The sequence below is a fragment of the Achromobacter aloeverae genome (genome assembly GCF_004121055.1).
GTDB lineage: Bacteria > Pseudomonadota > Gammaproteobacteria > Burkholderiales > Burkholderiaceae_B > Bordetella_C > Bordetella_C aloeverae.
The window spans coordinates 179,562-194,508 of record NZ_PYAL01000005.1; the positions used below are offsets into that span (position 1 = coordinate 179,562).

The 14,947-nt window shown below is 62.1% G+C and carries 13 protein-coding genes; 4 read left to right on the forward strand and 9 right to left on the reverse strand.

Features of this window, described 5'->3' with window-relative positions:
- Positions 1–97 precede the first annotated feature (97 nt).
- On the forward strand, positions 98–1,282 hold the full coding sequence (locus C7R54_RS17580; protein ID WP_129151725.1) for an MFS transporter: 1,185 nt from the start codon (positions 98–100) through the stop codon (positions 1,280–1,282).
- Positions 1,283–1,387: 105 nt separating this feature from the next.
- On the opposite strand, the gene C7R54_RS17585 is transcribed toward C7R54_RS17580, so the two are convergent.
- From C7R54_RS17585 to C7R54_RS17610, 5 genes are all read right to left on the reverse strand, one after another.
- Positions 1,388–3,091, reverse strand: a complete 1,704-nt coding sequence (locus tag C7R54_RS17585) for a LeoA/HP0731 family dynamin-like GTPase (protein WP_129151726.1) — start codon at positions 3,089–3,091, stop codon at positions 1,388–1,390.
- On the reverse strand, positions 3,063–4,724 hold the full coding sequence (locus C7R54_RS17590) for a hypothetical protein (RefSeq protein WP_129151727.1): 1,662 nt from the start codon (positions 4,722–4,724) through the stop codon (positions 3,063–3,065). The genes C7R54_RS17585 and C7R54_RS17590 overlap by 29 nt, the downstream gene beginning before the upstream one ends.
- Positions 4,721–5,290, reverse strand: coding sequence for a hypothetical protein (locus tag C7R54_RS17595; RefSeq protein ID WP_129151728.1), 570 nt, complete (start codon positions 5,288–5,290; stop codon positions 4,721–4,723). The genes C7R54_RS17590 and C7R54_RS17595 overlap by 4 nt, the downstream gene beginning before the upstream one ends.
- A 262-nt stretch (positions 5,291–5,552) precedes the next feature.
- Entirely contained in the window at positions 5,553–5,798 is a 246-nt protein-coding gene (locus C7R54_RS17605) for a hypothetical protein (RefSeq protein ID WP_129151730.1), read from the reverse strand.
- Between the two features lie 57 nt (positions 5,799–5,855).
- Positions 5,856–6,878: a helix-turn-helix transcriptional regulator gene (locus C7R54_RS17610; protein WP_129151731.1), complete on the reverse strand. Its 1,023-nt coding sequence runs from the start codon at positions 6,876–6,878 to the stop codon at positions 5,856–5,858.
- Between the two features lie 285 nt (positions 6,879–7,163).
- On the opposite strand from C7R54_RS17610, the gene C7R54_RS17615 reads away from it, so the two are divergent.
- Together C7R54_RS17615 and ssb are read left to right on the forward strand one after the other, a co-directional pair.
- Entirely contained in the window at positions 7,164–8,069 is a 906-nt protein-coding gene (locus tag C7R54_RS17615; RefSeq protein WP_275669698.1) for a diguanylate cyclase domain-containing protein, read from the forward strand.
- Between the two features lie 237 nt (positions 8,070–8,306).
- On the forward strand, positions 8,307–8,831 hold the full coding sequence (gene ssb, locus C7R54_RS17620) for a single-stranded DNA-binding protein (RefSeq protein WP_129151733.1): 525 nt from the start codon (positions 8,307–8,309) through the stop codon (positions 8,829–8,831).
- 209 nt (positions 8,832–9,040) lie between these two features.
- Here the strand turns inward: ssb and C7R54_RS17625 are convergent, their stop codons facing one another.
- From C7R54_RS17625 to C7R54_RS17635, 3 genes are all read right to left on the reverse strand, one after another.
- A complete protein-coding gene (locus C7R54_RS17625) occupies positions 9,041–10,396 on the reverse strand; it encodes a type II toxin-antitoxin system HipA family toxin (RefSeq protein WP_129151734.1) in 1,356 nt (451 codons plus the stop codon).
- Between the two features lie 3 nt (positions 10,397–10,399).
- Positions 10,400–10,660: a helix-turn-helix domain-containing protein gene (locus C7R54_RS17630; protein ID WP_129151735.1), complete on the reverse strand. Its 261-nt coding sequence runs from the start codon at positions 10,658–10,660 to the stop codon at positions 10,400–10,402.
- 230 nt (positions 10,661–10,890) lie between these two features.
- Positions 10,891–11,820 (reverse strand): DNA-3-methyladenine glycosylase family protein, encoded by a 930-nt coding sequence (locus C7R54_RS17635; protein ID WP_192903684.1) that lies wholly within the window; start codon positions 11,818–11,820, stop codon positions 10,891–10,893.
- A 135-nt stretch (positions 11,821–11,955) separates the two neighbouring features.
- On the opposite strand from C7R54_RS17635, the gene C7R54_RS17640 reads away from it, so the two are divergent.
- Complete coding sequence (locus C7R54_RS17640) at positions 11,956–13,869, forward strand: B12-binding domain-containing radical SAM protein (RefSeq protein WP_192903685.1); 1,914 nt, start codon at positions 11,956–11,958, stop codon at positions 13,867–13,869.
- A 40-nt stretch (positions 13,870–13,909) separates the two neighbouring features.
- Here C7R54_RS17640 and C7R54_RS17645 read toward each other — a convergent pair whose 3' ends face one another.
- The gene (locus C7R54_RS17645; protein WP_129151738.1) at positions 13,910–14,866 is read right to left on the reverse strand and encodes an alpha/beta hydrolase; all 957 of its coding nucleotides are present in this window, start codon (positions 14,864–14,866) and stop codon (positions 13,910–13,912) included.
- Positions 14,867–14,947: the final 81 nt, after the last annotated feature.

Consider the following 14,947-nt stretch of genomic DNA (forward strand, 5'->3'; position numbering starts at 1 on the left):
CTGTCACCAGTCCGGATCCCCATGGGGGCCGGGCCTAGCTCCGGGCCGTTTTCTTCGATTCCGCTTCGGTTCCCGCGGTCGCTTTTCCTGATAACGCATGCCGGATCACGCCAAATTACAGCTCACCCCCTCTGAACGCCGAGCCAGCGTCGCGCTGGCGGGGTTGTTTGCCTGTCGGATGCTGGGCCTGTTCCTGCTGCTACCCGTCTTTACCGTCGCGGCCCGCGGCCTGCCCGGCGGCAACGATCCGGCGCGCGTCGGCCTGGCCATGGGCATGTACGGCCTGACCCAGGCCATCCTGCAAATCCCTTTCGGGCTGGCGTCCGACCGCTGGGGCCGGCGGCCGGTGGTGCTGCTGGGGCTGGCGCTGTTCGTGATCGGCAGCGTGGTCTGTGCCCTGTCGCCCGACGTATTCTGGATCACCATCGGACGGGCCATCCAGGGTGCCGGGGCGATTTCCGCCGCCATCACGGCCTGGCTGGCCGACGCCACCCGCGATGAGGTCCGCACCCGCGCCATGGCGATGGTGGGCGGGTCGATCGGCTTGTCCTTTGCCGTTTCCCTGGTGGCGGCGCCCTTGCTGGTGGGCTGGTGGGGGCTTTCCGGCCTGTTCTGGACCATCGCCTGCCTGGGCCTGGCCAGCCTGGCCGTGGCGCGCTGGATGGTTCCGCTGGCGCCGCGCGGCGACGACCGGGCCATGACCGGCCGCCGTCCGGGCGCCGTTTTCCTGCATCCGGACCTGTTGCGCCTGAATTTCGGCGTGTTCTGCCTGCACCTGACCCAGGTTTCGCTCTTCGTGGTGGTGCCGGCGCTGCTGGCCCGGCTGGGCGGGCTGGACGCGCATGATCTGTGGAAGGTCTACCTGCCGGTCATCCTGGTTTCCTTCGTGCTCATGGTGCCGGCGGTATTCGTGGCCGAAAAGCGCCGGGCGCATCGCGGCGCCCTGCGCGCGGCGGTGGCTTTCCTGATCGTGGTGCTGGCGGCGATGCCCTGGGCCAGCCACAACTTCTACACCTTGATGGCCTTGCTGACGGCCTTCTTCGTCGCCTTCAATATCCTGGAGGCCTTGCAACCGTCCCTGGTGTCGCGCGTCGCGCCGCGGGAGTACAAGGGCTTGGCGTTGGGGTTTTACAACACGTCGCAAGCGGCGGGCCTGTTCTGCGGCGGAGCCTTGGGCGGAATCCTGGCCGCGCACGTGGGCGCGTCCGGCGTCTTCGTGGCGGTCGCCTGCCTGGCCCTGGTGTGGTTGGTTGTCGGCTGGGCGATGAAACCGCTGGGGTGAAGACCAAGGGGAGCCCACCCCAGGCGCTGTGCGCCCCCCAATGGGCGATATCCCCGGGACCGGGTAAGACCCGGCTCCACGGTGCCCCCGATAGGGAGTTTCCTGCTATACCAATCCGCCCAAGCGCTTTTGTACTTGCGCGACTTTCTGACGAGTGTCGTGGATCGCAGCGGCGCTTGCCCGCATTTCCGTCAGCGCACGTTCGAACTGGCGCAGCTTGGGCGCGAAAAAGTCGAGCACTTGCTCGTCGTCGCGCAGGATCAGATAAATATTCTTGTAGGCATCCTTGATGGCTTCGCTGATGCTGTCTTTCACTTCCCGCAGCGCTTTCTCCAGCTCGCTGGCCTTGTACATCTTGTAGATGTCCGCACCGAGCGACAGCGCGGCGCCGGCGGGGCCGGCCCATTTCGTGACGGCGCCGGCGAGCTTGGTCGCTTCCCATGGTTTGAACTTGATCGCGATGCCAGTGACCTGGCCGAGTACGTCGCGCGCCGCGAAGATGGTGCCCTTGATGACGTTGGGATTGATGCCGCCCAACCCCTTCAAGGCACCGCTGACCGTTGAAAACGCGCTTGCGCCCAGCGCGTCGAGAAAGCTCTCGCTCTTGTCTAGCTCACGGCTGATATCGACTTCTATGCTCTTGGTGACGGCCGAAGACTGCTCGAAGTATTTATCGATGGCGTTCTTGATGTTCAAGTTCAGCTTGTAGCCGATATTGTCGGCCGTATAGCCGATCTCATCTTCGAGAAAACCGCGGATGTCTTCCAGCGCCAAGGGACGCAGCTTGTTCAGCAGCTGGCTTTCCATCCCCTGCAGCTCTTTTCCAAGCTGACCAGCCAAACGCTTGATCTCGCGCAAGCCGACATCGATATCGTCCTGGATGCGCTTGGAATCCTCGGCCAGGCTCTTCTCCTGGATTTCAAACTTGTTGAGTTCGCTATCCGCCAGCGACAGCTTTTGAGCGACCAGATCGCGCACCACGTGGAAGCCCGTCTTGGCGATGAGCGTGGCCGGCACGTTGTCCTTCAAAACGCGGGTAGTCACCGCCTTCAGATCGTTGATGCGTGACCGGCTTTCGTAATGTTCGGGTTTGCCGAACCAGAATTCAAGGCCACGGCCATTCGGGTTGGAGGCGATGCATACGATATTCAGCTGTTCCAGTTCGGTCGGGCTCAGATCGGCGATACGCTGAAGCTTGGATTTCAGATTGTCCTTCTTGATCTGCGCTTGTTCGGAAAACAGCGTTTGTTCCGTGAGATCGGTGACTTCGTCCATCTTGTTGATGACGAAGACCGTCGAAGTCAGCTTGTCGAGATCCCTCAGCACCCATTTCGCAATGGCGCCGTGGCTGTCCTTGAGCGGGTTGGTGGCGTCGACGACGTACAGGATCAGGTGCGCTTCGGAAATGTAGCGGCGAGTCAAGTCTTCGTACATCACCGATTCGCCGTCGACGGTTTTCTCCTTGTCGCCGAACAGCCCCGGGGTGTCCACGATCTCGCATTCGCCCGGCAAGCCTGCGGGTTTGTAGATGGCAAGGCGGTCCGAAGACTCGTCCATGTCGATTTTCATATCGGCCATGACCTTGCCCAGCCACGCCGCGATCACGCTGGTCTTGCCGTCGGAGAACGCGCCCAGCAATGCGATGCGCAACACATCGCTTTCAATGGAGGCCAATGCCGCGCCGATCTTCTGCAGGTCCTGTTTGACGTCCAGCCCGACGTCGCCGAGTTCGCCAAGAATTGCGCGCAGCGCTTCGAGCTTGCCGATCGCGGCCTGCTTTTCAACGTTGAATTGCTTGAATTGTTCCATAGGGCATCTCTTCGAGTTGTTGCTTGATGTTCGACATGAGGTCCGTCTGCTGTTCGATGACGGCCAGCGGACGATGCAGGCTCTTGCGTTCCGCGTCCGCCCATGCGCGGGCGGGCGCGATGATGTCTTTCCTGACTTTCGCGACGATCTTCTTGATTTCCTCGCGTACTGTCGGCATGTGCTCGATCCGCATGTCATCTATGCTGGATATCACTTTCTGTTGTGCCTTGCGGATTCTCTTGTCCTTGCTGGTGAAAATTCCCCATGTGCTCACCAGCAATCCCACCACCGCACCGATGGCCGCGCCGATAGCAGTGCCCAGCACAGGAAAAGCCGACCCGATCATGCCGCCCGTGGTGGCATAGGAGCCGATGTTGAAGGCAATGGACCCCCATTCCTTGAGGCTGAGATCCATGTCCAGTTGATCGACGCTGAATGAAACCTTGCTGTTCGCGGATTCCGACCGTAGTGACTGTTCGAACTGAAGCCGCTGTACGTCAACGACAAAGCGTCGCATGGCTTCATGCGTGCGGCTTTGCAGATCTTCGCTCAGGCCGGTCAATTGCTGTTGCAGCTCTTCGCCCACGCCCGGTTGCATGGCCTTGAACGTACGCTTGATCTTCGCTTCAATGACGTCGTTGTCGCCAAAATCATCAGCGACGATGTCGGCGGCCTTCTCGCTGAGGGTGTTGAAGAACGACGTCCACGTGTTGCACCAGTCGTCCTCAAGCGACCGCTCGAAGGTTTTCAGGGCTTGTGTGAAGAGCGCTTTGGAAGCGTCGACGCTCTTGTCGACCTTTTCGAGAAAAGCTTGATACTCGGCGTGCTTGGCATTCAACTCCGCCAGGTTTTCAGTCAGCAGCTGGCTCACCTTCACCTTGTTGCTTTCGATGATGGCCTCTTGGAAATTCGGCAGCTTTGCCGCCAGAACCCGACGTATCTCGCCAATCTGGCTGAAGTTGAACATCTCCTCGGGTGTGGCGAAAAATTTGCGGTAATTGCGCTGTTGGATGACCAGGTCCTTGTCGCGTGACGGATGTATGGTCGTCGCCTTGCTCGCGCCGTCTATGGCCAGGGAGGAAAAGGCCAACAGACCCTGCACGCACTTACCGGGAAGCAGCGTATCTTCGGGCAAGACGGCTTCGAGGACGCCAACGGTCTGGCGCAAGGCGTTGCGCGCGCCGCCGTGCTTCTCCAACGCATCACGATCCTCTTCGAATTCATAAGCGTCGGCGTTGCCACGCACATTGACGATGGGAAGCACCTGGGTGCCCCAACGCAGGTATGAACGTATCTTCTCGGCAGTGGCTTTTTCGGGCTTCTTGTTTGTGCCGTTGACGTAGACGACGAGGTGGGCCTTGGCGACGGCCTCCCTCACCATACCTTCGTATTTGCTTTCGTCGCCTTCTATCCCCGGTACGTCCAGCAGTTGGAACGTTTTCCCTTGGTAGTTCAGCATGTAGCTCGTATTTCCTTTGGTGAAATCCGCTACGCCCGTTCCTATGATCTGTCCGTCGACGCGCGACACATCGCGGCGTGCGCGCGCCAACTTCGTCGTCGCGGTCAGCAGGGCGGGCAGGTGCGCGCTGATCAGCTTATCGGCGGCGTCGGAGAACACATGTTCGTTGTTCATAGCAGGCCGCTCGCGAGCAGCGTGGCCGGAACGGCCACCACAATACCGATGACCATACCGGCCAGCGCATAGCCCCAGTTCTTGCGGCGCGTGCGATCGGATGACTCCTCCCGCACCACGACAGCCAGCGCCGCGGCGTCCCTTTTGATCGCGGCGATCTGGTCGGCGTACTCCTTGTACGTCGCCGCCAATCCTTCTTGCACAGCCCGGACATGTGTCTCTAGCGCCTCTTCGTAGCGCGCGACGTCTTGGCCGTTTTCCCGCAGCAGTTGCTGCCGCGATTCTTCATCGAACAGGATGCGCATCGATTCGATGATGGTGCTCTTGCCGGCGTTGGTTTCGCCGAAGAACGCCAGCGTGAACTTGTCCCATTCCGCATGCGTCTGCAGATCCGTCAGCTGATCGTCGAAGCGGGCCTGAATGGATCGCAACTTCCCCAGCATGTCGCCGATCCGCTGTTTTCCGTCCTCGTGCTCGACTTCCAGTTTCGAGATGTCGGCAATCGTGCTGGCAACGCTCGCGGAAATATCGGTGTACAGACGATCGAAATCTAGTTTGGGATGCATGGTGTCAGTGAAGTGGATGGCGCTTGGCATAATCGGCCATTGCGCCGCTTATGGAGAAATCAGCGTCTTCAACTTGCTGGACAAAAGGTTTATCAAAGAGGGCTGGCGCATACGCAGTTCCGCTGCTCCGCAGCGCGGGCAGTGCGTTTCGGTATCGAGACCGACGACGAATGCGTCGCTGCGGGGCGCGAAGGTATGCGACCAATTGCATAGTCGGCAGGCCAGGGTGAATGGACGGGGCCGTATTGGCATGGTCAGTCCTTCAGTTCCGGGCTGCCGCGTCCTCGCGGACTTTGTCGAGGTACTTTCCCATGATCGCGGTGCCGAGGACGCCGGCCGCCAGCACGATGGCGAAAGCGGCGAGATGTTCCAGTGGAGAGGGATAGTTGGGGTACATGATGGCTCCTGCATGGTTAGGAAGATTGCCGCCGATGGTGTCGGCCGGCTGGAATGCACGATAAAGTCCGGTTCGGACAAATCGTGTCTCGAGCACCGCGCCGGCATTCACGCGTTGTATCAACGCCCGGTGCTTGCAGCTCGGTGCTCTCGTTTCCACTTATGCCGCCTAGGCGCCATCATTTCCATACAGGGCGGCGAGCTGCCTCGCCTCCTTCTCCATCTCCGCGCGGAGCGACGCGGGTGCCAATACTTCCACGTTCGGACCAAAAGACCGCAACCACCAACGCAAGCGCTGGCTGACCAACACCGTTCCCTGTACCTCAAGATGAGTCGCGGTGTGGGTGATTTTCTGGTCGTCGGATAGGGGAGACTCGATCAGGTGATCCCCGGCGCCGTTGGTGAAGCGCAGTTTTATCGATGCCTGGCCTTCTACGAGGAAGTCGAACTGGCGCTGTCCCCGCACGTAGTCGGACAGCTTGAAAGCACGCGGATAAACATAGGCCTCCGCGAGGATCGTCGCTGTTGCCAGGCGATCGAGACGGTATATCGCCGGCTTTGGATGATGTGCCATCCCGGCGACGAGATATACAAGGCCGCCCACTTCGACGAGGCCAAGCGGGTTGATGACCTTGGCTTCGCTGTTGTCCGTTTTCGTACGAGGCCGGTAGACGACCTGTAGTTTCTGTTCGTAGAACAGGGCACGCGATACGGTGGCGAAAAGGTCGGAATCGATGCTCGGATGCTTGAGCGCGAAGGCGCCGCTCTCGACCTCCACCTTCTCCGACCAGTTGCGATAGCGGCGCTCGCCTTCGCTTTGCACGGCCGCCAATCTTTTCTCCGCCATGTCGAACATGGGCGAGAGCGATTCCGCCACGAGGGAAGGGATCTGGCGGGAAGAAAAACGCCGCAAGACCTGCAATGCCAGCGCCTCATCGTGGCTCATCATGCCGGAGCGCTTGGATCCCAGGCCACCGGCCCCGGCACGTTTGCGCCAGACCAGCGCATTGCCGCGCCTTTCAGACTCCACCAGCTCGTCGTCGAAGAGCTTTTCCAGTCTTCGCTGCACGGTTTTGACGACGGGCGGGTTCATCATGTACCCGCGCAATCGTCGATGAATTTCGGGCGTGCTCGCGTAGTCGTCTCCCTTCGCGGCATCCGGCAACGCACGCATTATCTCGTGGTCCAGCATGTGTTTACGTCCAGGCTCGCTGCTTCGATTTACCTTCTCTTACGGCAGAGCATCCGGATTCTTAAACAGATTTTTAAATTCAGAGGCGAATGCGCGCAGTATTCGCAAGGGATACAGCGGGCGCGGGCCTCGACGCGCGATGAGACATGAATTGTCCCGATGCCCGCCTAATCTGCCCTTACCGTTTGGTAGTTCAAAAAGGGAGAGGCCTTGGCTAGAGAAGCAAACCCCTCGGCAAATCCGGGAGCAAGCACGGCAGGCACGGATGCATCGCGCCGCTTGGCCTTGCGTGCGGCGGCGTTCGACCTTGCGCCACAGGCGATCGTGTTGACAGACGCCAGGGGCGTGGTCATGGACGTCAACGCGGCGTTCGAGCGGGCTACCGATTGCAAGGGCGAGGACTTGCGAGGTCAGCGCTTGTGGCGCTTGCAGCCGGGAATCCACCGCCGCACGCCTTACCGCGCCGTGCTGGAGGCCGTGGCCGATGCCGGGACTTGGCAGGGGGAGTTCTGGGTGCGCTGGCGCGATGGCGGTTTTCGGCCTGAATGGGTCGCCGTGAATGCCCGGCGGGATGGGTACGGGACCACGGTCGGGTATATCGCTACGTTCATGGATTCAGGCGATATGGCGCCTGCCCAGCGCGAGATGGCGCATATGGCGCTACATGATCCTTTGACGGGACTGCCTAATCGACGGTTGCTGATGTCTAGACTGCAGGCGGCGCTCGGTGGCTATCGGGAGCCACCCCGCTGCGGCGCGGCGCTTTTCATCGACCTCGACGGTTTCAAGCAGGTCAATGACGCTTATGGGCATCGGGCGGGGGATGAGTTGCTCAAGGCGGTGGCGGCGCGGATGTCTGGCAGGCTGCGCCGTGTCGACACGTTGGCCCGGCTGGGCGGCGACGAGTTCGTCATCGTCCTGGATGGCCCGGATGGCGAACTGGCGGCGGAGACGGTAGCGCGCGAGATACTGGAACTGTTGCAGGCACCGTTCGATTTGGAGACCTGGCAGGGCATCCGCGTGGGCGCGAGTATCGGTATCACATTATTTCCCCAGGACGGGGCGACCCCCGAGCAGATCCTGGACTGTGCGGACAAGGCCTTGTACGCGGCCAAGGCGGCCGGGAAGGGCCATTTCCGATTTTCCGGGCATTCCGGGAGGGGCGCCATGGCGCCTACGGCTGAGTGCTGACCGTGACTGGCTTGTCGCGCCCCTGTGCTGTAGGTTGGAGGAGAAACCAGTAGAATACCGGCCTATCGAGTGGCGTTCCCAGCGGCGTCACCAACCAGCAGGCCGCCTTGGGCGGGCTGGTCTGGTTACAACGGGACGATCAGAACGCCTAGAGCGGGTGGCGCCCGTCCCGGCGGTTTTTCACAATTTCGGTCCTGTTTATGAATTTCTTATAAACGGGGCAGCGAGGACATCAGCATGGCATCTGTCAACAAAGTAATCATCGTCGGCAATCTCGGGCGCGATCCCGAGGTGCGTTACAGCCCTGACGGCGCGGCCATCTGTAACGTTTCCATTGCGACCACTTCGCAATGGAAGGACAAGAACAGTGGCGAACGACGCGAGGAAACCGAATGGCATCGGGTGGTCATGTACAACCGCCTGGCTGAAATCGCCGGCGAGTACCTGAAGAAGGGCCGTTCCGTCTATATCGAAGGCCGCCTCAAGACCCGCAAGTGGCAGGACAAGGACACGGGCGCCGACCGCTACAGCACCGAGATCGTGGCGGACCAGATGCAGATGCTGGGCGGCCGTGAAGGCGGTGGTGGTGGCGACTACGGCGGTGGTGGCGGTGGCTACGACGACGCCCCGGCGTCCCGTCCGCAACGCCCGGCCCAGCGCCCGGCGCCCCAGCAGCGCCCGGCTGCCCCGGCGCAGTCCGGCGGCGGTGGTGGCGGCGGCGGCGCCAACCTGGCGGACATGGACGACGACATTCCGTTCTAAGCAGGAAAAAACGAATTAGTCGCGCGCAAAGGCCCGCGTTCCCCGAGGGGGCGCGGGCCTTATCCTTTTTCTTTGCCCGCGGCTTATGCCCGCATCGCTACGGGGGTTCGGTGGGCCGGAGGCAATGCTTCAAGCGGAATCCACGCTGCAATTCGATTGGAATTCGATCCCGGAACGCGATTCGTCACGGTAGCAGCTGCTCGTAGCGCTCATCCCGCCAGCTTGGCGGCCGCCGTTTGCAGCCCATCCAGTATGGGCGTGGCGACCCGCTCAGGGAAGCTGGCCGGCAGTAATGCCTGGACCGTGCGCACGACATCCGGTGTGCGAGCGACCAGGTCGTCGACCACGAATTCCGCGCCGCGGCCGTCAGCCGTGACGACGCCATGCTGGGTTCCCAGGGCTATCCAGTGCCTGCGTTGGATCTCGTTCATCTTCCAGTGGGCGTTCCTGGAACGCACGGCCATGGCCATCCTCGCCTTCAGCGGCGACAGCATGTTCGCCCCTTTTCCGATGATCGGATAAGCCGAGAGGACATCATAGAGAGGCGCGAGCTGATAGGACCCGCCGGCGTGCAGGAAGATGCTGAAGTTCTTCGCGTGGCCATCGGTCGCACGCAACATCCAGAAGAGAACCTGGGCCTGGAAGAACGTGCGCCGGTCACGGTCCGGCTCTTGCGAGGTGGCCAGGAGCTTCATGATGGCATTTATCCCTGGACCGCCGTCGCTCTCATACTTCAGATGCGGTGGCGTGCCCGTCGCCTGGCACATGTCTTCCTGGGGCAGCCGCAGGATCCAGGGTTGGGCGCTTGGACGTTGCCACCATCTTCGGTCGAAGCGTTCGACGGCAAGCACCTTCATATCTTCGAACATCAGGGACTGTGTGCGAGCGACCGGCAGATCGAATGCATGCAGGATCTCCGAGCACAGCCATTCGTTTTCGACCGAGTCGCGCATGTCGAACCGCATGTTGCCGATCACGCCAAGCGGCATTTTTAGGATATGGGTGGTGGGCGTCGCGCCGTGTGGCAGGCACCATCGATCTTCGAACCGCAGCAAGGCGGTCTTCTCCTGGGCGCCGGCGATGGATATGCGAAAGTCCCCATCGTCAGCATCGTTCCGTCCGCCGAAAGGTGCGGGCGCCAAGGCATCGCGCAGCACCTGGGCAACCTCGGCATCGCTTAGCGGTGTGGCGTTCACTGCTCCAAAGTCGTCGGGTGGTCGTGGCTCGGGCAGCAGTTGCAGCGCACCCACGCAGTCCCGGCCTACTTCCGCCAGCAGTGAAAAGGCATCGGTCGAGCGTGTTTGAAAACGTCGCGCGAGGCGCTCGCGGATGTCGTCGGTGTCGGGCAGCAGGTTCTCGAAATAGGCGCGAACCGCCTGAGTACGGTGAGGCTGATTGCCTGGCGTAAAGGGGAGAGACAACGATAGCGGCCGCCCCTCCCTGGAGGCCACCCACTTATCGTCGTATTGCAGTATGTCCCTGCCGTGCGGTCCTATCGTCCACGTGCCGACAAAGGCGCCATTCATCCAGAGATAGAGGGTGTTCGAGTGTGAACGTCGCCCCATGGCTTACCACTCCGGGTCCGCCGGGTTCCCGTCCGCCGGCGCACGCTTTCCCTGACGCAGCACCAGTTCCACTCCCAGGATACCCAGCAAGGCCAGCAGTCGATCGGCGCTGACCTTCGCGGCGTTGCGCTCCAGCGCGGAAAGGGTCTGCTGGGTAATGCCAAGGCGCAGGGCCGTGGCGGCCTGTGTCAAGCCGGCCTGCTTGCGGAATCCCTGGAGCAAGGGCGAGAGCTGCTCCGCGGTGCGGACGGTGTAATCGGACATACAAACCTCCAGCTGTATTGGGGCATATACAAACGATAGGCTGTAAACCTAAAATACGCAATACGGTTTGTATTTTCTGAATACGCATTAGGATTTGTTTTTCTGATTTACAAATCCAGATATGTATTTTAGGAATTCAGCGCGCCTCGACGCTGGGATGATGGATCGCCTTCGTGGAAGACCACGCCCTCGTCCGGCCTGTCCAGGTCAAGCGTGCGAACCAAGACCGGTCAATATTCCTTCTGGGTGTTCAGGCTGGCCCACAGATGCGCGGCGGCCATGGTTCGGTGGGGGCTGTAGCGCTTCAGGAATGCCTCCGCCGCGGCGATGCCGGGCCTGGCGTCGAGCCCGCACAGCCGGCCGATGGCGGACCGCACCGCCACGTCGCCGTGCAGCGAGCAGTCCGGCTGGGCGTAGCCGCGCAGCAGCGCGTAGTTCACGGTCCATGGGCCGATGCCCTTGACGGCAAGCAGCGCGGCGCAAATCGATTCCACGGTGTTGGATGCGCTTTCGACGATATCCAGGTCGCCGTTGGCGATGAGCGTCGAAAGCCGCAACACCGTCTCGGCCTTCGAGCGCGAATACTGCCGGGTAGTCAACGCCTCGATGGGCAGGCGGGCGGCGTCCGCCGGCGAGGGATAGCACCACAGGCCGCTGCTGTGCCTGCGGCCAGCCAACTGGATGAACGTCCGCCGCAGCGTCACCGCGAAGGACACGTTGATCTGCTGTCCCATGACGGCCCAGGTCAAGGCCTCGTAAACGGATGAGGACTGGACGATGCGCAGGGTCTTCTGCTTGCGGGCAAGCGGGCCGAACACCGGATCGGCGGCCACGAACGCGGCGAAGCCCTTCGGGTCCAGCCGCAAGCCGAGCAGGCCCGGCACGATGTCCCGGGCCTGCGCCTGCATGGCCTCGGTCAGTTGGCCATCCGCCGATACGGTGCAGACGGCGCGCTTGTTCGAGGGTTCGAGCACGATGTCGAATGCCGTCGGCACATCATCGAGCAGAATGCCCTTGCGTAGCCCGAGGTCGGTCACCACTTCGGATATCCCCTCCTTGTCCCTGCCGTGGAAATGCATGGCATCCGCGGAGGTGTAGCCCCGCGGAAGGGCCATCTGGAAGGAGAAGCTGGAAGAGACCGGTTTGCGGGGGGATTTCATTTCAGCCGGGCACAGGACTGGGATGGAAAGTCGGGTCCGCGCCATCGTACCGCCAAACCATGGCGGCGGAACGCCGCTTCTTGTTGCCTATAATTGCCCTTGATTCACGCCTCAGCGCCTATCCTGCCGCGCCTTATGTCCCCCTTGCCCTTACGCGTGCTGTCCATCATCCCTCCGATGACACAGCTGAATACGCCTTACCCCTCCACCGCCTACCTGACGGGTTTTCTTCGCTCGCGCGAGGTGACGGCGTTCCAGGAAGACCTGGCGCTTGCGCTGGTATTGCGCCTGCTCTCGGCGGAGGGGTTGCGCGCGGTAGCGGCGCGGATCGAAGCGCTGCCGGCGGCGAAGCACAGCCCCTCCGTCCAGGCCTTCGTGGCGCAGCAGGCGAAATATCTGTCCACGATAGGACCGGTGATCGCGTTTCTCCAGGGCCGTGACTCCACGCTGGCCCATCGCATCGTGGCTCGCAATTTCCTGCCCGAGGGACCGCGTTTCAACACGCTGGATGTCTATGTGGACGACGAGGGCGGCGATCCCCTGGGCTGGGCATTCGGCGCATTGGGTCTGCACGATCGGGCCAAGCACCTGGCGACCCTGTATTTGAACGACCTGGCCGATGTGCTGCGCGACGCGGTCGACTCGCGCTTCGAGTTCGTGCGCTATGCCGAGTCGCTGGCCGGCAGCCAGCCGACCTTCGATCCCTTGGCCGAGGCGCTGGCCGCTCCCATGAATCTCGTGGACGAGACCTTGCGCGACCTGACGTCGGAAGCGCTGGCTCGCCACGCGCCGACCATGGTGTTGTTGTCGGCGCCTTTTCCCGGCAATGTGTATGCGGCATTCCGTATCGCGCAGGCCATCAAGGCGCAAGATCCGAATATCGTCACCGTGCTGGGTGGCGGTTTCGTCAATACCGAGCTGCGCGAGCTCAAGGACGGCCGCGTGTTCGATTATTTCGACTATGTCACGCTGGACGCCGGCGAACGTCCCTTGCTGGCGTTGATGGAACATATCGAAGGGAAGCGCTCGCGTCAGCGCCTGGTGCGCACCTTCCTGCGCGACGCGGAAACGGGCGCGGTTCGGTACGTGAACATGGTCGAGCCCGATGTCGCTTTCGCGGAAGTGGGCACGCCGACCTGGGATGGCCTGCCGCTGGATCGCTACCTGTCCCTGCTCGACATGCTGAACCCGATGAACCGGTTCTGGAGCGATGGCCGCTGGAACAAGCTGACCGTCGCGCACGGCTGCTACTGGAAAAAATGCAGCTTTTGCGATGTCAGCCTGGACTATATCGGCCGCTACGAGGGAGCGTCGGCGAAGGTGCTGGCGGACCGTATCGAGGCCATCGTGCGCGAAACGGGGCAGACTGGTTTTCACTTCGTCGACGAAGCCGCGCCGCCCAAGTCGCTGAAGGCGCTGGCGACCGAACTGATCGAGCGCGGCACCGGCATTTCATGGTGGGGCAACATCCGCTTCGAGAAAACCTTCACTCCCGAACTTTGCGAACTGCTGGCCGACAGCGGCTGCGTCGCGGTATCCGGCGGCCTGGAGGTGGCGTCGGATCGCCTGCTGAACCTGATGAAGAAAGGCGTGTCGGTGGACCAGGTCGCACGGGTGACCCGGGCGTTCACCGATGCCGGCATCATGGTGCACGCTTACCTGATGTACGGCTTTCCCACGCAAACCGTGCAGGACACCGTCGATGCGCTGGAGTATGTGCGCCAACTGTTCGAGAACGGCTGCATCCAGAGCGGCTTCTTCCATCGCTTCGCCTGTACCGTCCATTCGCCCGTGGGGCAGAACCCCGAGGACTATGGCGTGACCTTGCAAGCGCTGCCGCCGGTGACCTTCGCCAAGAACGACATCGGCTTCCATGACCGCACGGGCGTGGACCACGACGCGCTGGGATCGGGGCTGAAAAAGGCCATCTACAACTACATGCACGGGATCGGCCTGGAAGAGGACGTGCGCAGCTGGTTTCCCTTCAAGGTACCGCGCACCACGGTCGCGCGCCATCGCATCAGCCGGGCGTTGAGCCAACGCGGTTAGTCGACGCACGGCGTTGCGGCGGGAGATACAGGCCGTCGGATCAGGCGGGGTCTTCCGCGATTACCCACGCGGAGATGCGGCGTGCGATGTCCGTGCTGTTCGCGTCCATCATCGGAAAGTGCGAATTACCCGGGATGCCCATTTCGGCCATGCGCCAGAACGTCACACGCGCATGGTCCTCGACCAGGCGGGCGGCGTAGCCTTCGCCTGCCCGCACCAGGTTGCGCCATAGCGGCGTGGCATCCAGGAAGTCGCCGTAGACGAATAGCACCGGCTTGTCCGTCATGCTGCCCGCCGCGACCTCCGGCGAGAAACCCGACGGTTCGATGGCGATGATGCCGCGAACCAGTGCCGGTCGTTCCTGCACGGCCCGGAAGGCGACTTCGCCGCCATGGCTGTGCATCAGAACCACGCAAGGTCCGACGCGATCCAGGACGGCCTGGAAGCCGCGCAAGGCTGCGTCATTGTTGCCTAGCCATCGGGGCACCGCATGTCGCATCAGCGTATCGAATGCCGATACAGGAAAGCGTTGTCCCGGGAACGCCTGCCGGCCGGGCCATCCTTGCGCCGATCCGATGCGGAACAGCGTCCAGCTTTCCTCCGCGTTGCGGATGATCGGCGCCTCGGCCCAAATCTCCTCGAAGGGCGTCCAGCCCGCGCGGCCGCGTTCGACGTTGTCGACCACGTAGACGGCGTGTCCCAGTCGCAGGAAGTCCTGCACCCAGCCGCGGCGCCCGTCGGGCGTCTGCTCCCACATCGTGCCCGTCATGCCGCCGCCATGCAGCATCACGATCGGCAAGGGATGGCGTTGCCGCGCCGGAATGAAATACTGCACATAGGCCTGCTCGACGTGATACGTACCGTTGGGGTCGTACTGGAATGACGCGGTCTGCGTGAATCGGATCGCGCGCGTCTCCTTGCCTTCGATGCGTACCGTGCGGCCGCCGGCGAAGAAGCTGCCGAAATCGGCCAACGCGATGGGATCGTTCGTGCTCATGGTCGGATTCTGCTCTTCCGTAACGGGGCATTCGTCCCGCTCGCTTCATGGACTCGCGGCGCCGAGGGTAGCGATGGAACA

Coding starts and splice junctions, on each gene's coding strand:
- C7R54_RS17585 (WP_129151726.1), bottom strand. CDS start 3,091: ATGGAACAATTCAAGCAATTCAACGTTGAAAAGCAGGCCGCGATCGGC.
- ssb (WP_129151733.1), top strand. CDS start 8,307: ATGGCATCTGTCAACAAAGTAATCATCGTCGGCAATCTCGGGCGCGAT.
- C7R54_RS17640 (WP_192903685.1), top strand. CDS start 11,956: ATGTCCCCCTTGCCCTTACGCGTGCTGTCCATCATCCCTCCGATGACA.
- C7R54_RS17625 (WP_129151734.1), bottom strand. CDS start 10,396: ATGGGGCGACGTTCACACTCGAACACCCTCTATCTCTGGATGAATGGC.
- C7R54_RS17635 (WP_192903684.1), bottom strand. CDS start 11,820: ATGAAATCCCCCCGCAAACCGGTCTCTTCCAGCTTCTCCTTCCAGATG.
- C7R54_RS17630 (WP_129151735.1), bottom strand. CDS start 10,660: ATGTCCGATTACACCGTCCGCACCGCGGAGCAGCTCTCGCCCTTGCTC.
- C7R54_RS17580 (WP_129151725.1), top strand. CDS start 98: ATGCCGGATCACGCCAAATTACAGCTCACCCCCTCTGAACGCCGAGCC.
- C7R54_RS17595 (WP_129151728.1), bottom strand. CDS start 5,290: ATGCATCCCAAACTAGATTTCGATCGTCTGTACACCGATATTTCCGCG.
- C7R54_RS17645 (WP_129151738.1), bottom strand. CDS start 14,866: ATGAGCACGAACGATCCCATCGCGTTGGCCGATTTCGGCAGCTTCTTC.
- C7R54_RS17610 (WP_129151731.1), bottom strand. CDS start 6,878: ATGCTGGACCACGAGATAATGCGTGCGTTGCCGGATGCCGCGAAGGGA.
- C7R54_RS17590 (WP_129151727.1), bottom strand. CDS start 4,724: ATGAACAACGAACATGTGTTCTCCGACGCCGCCGATAAGCTGATCAGC.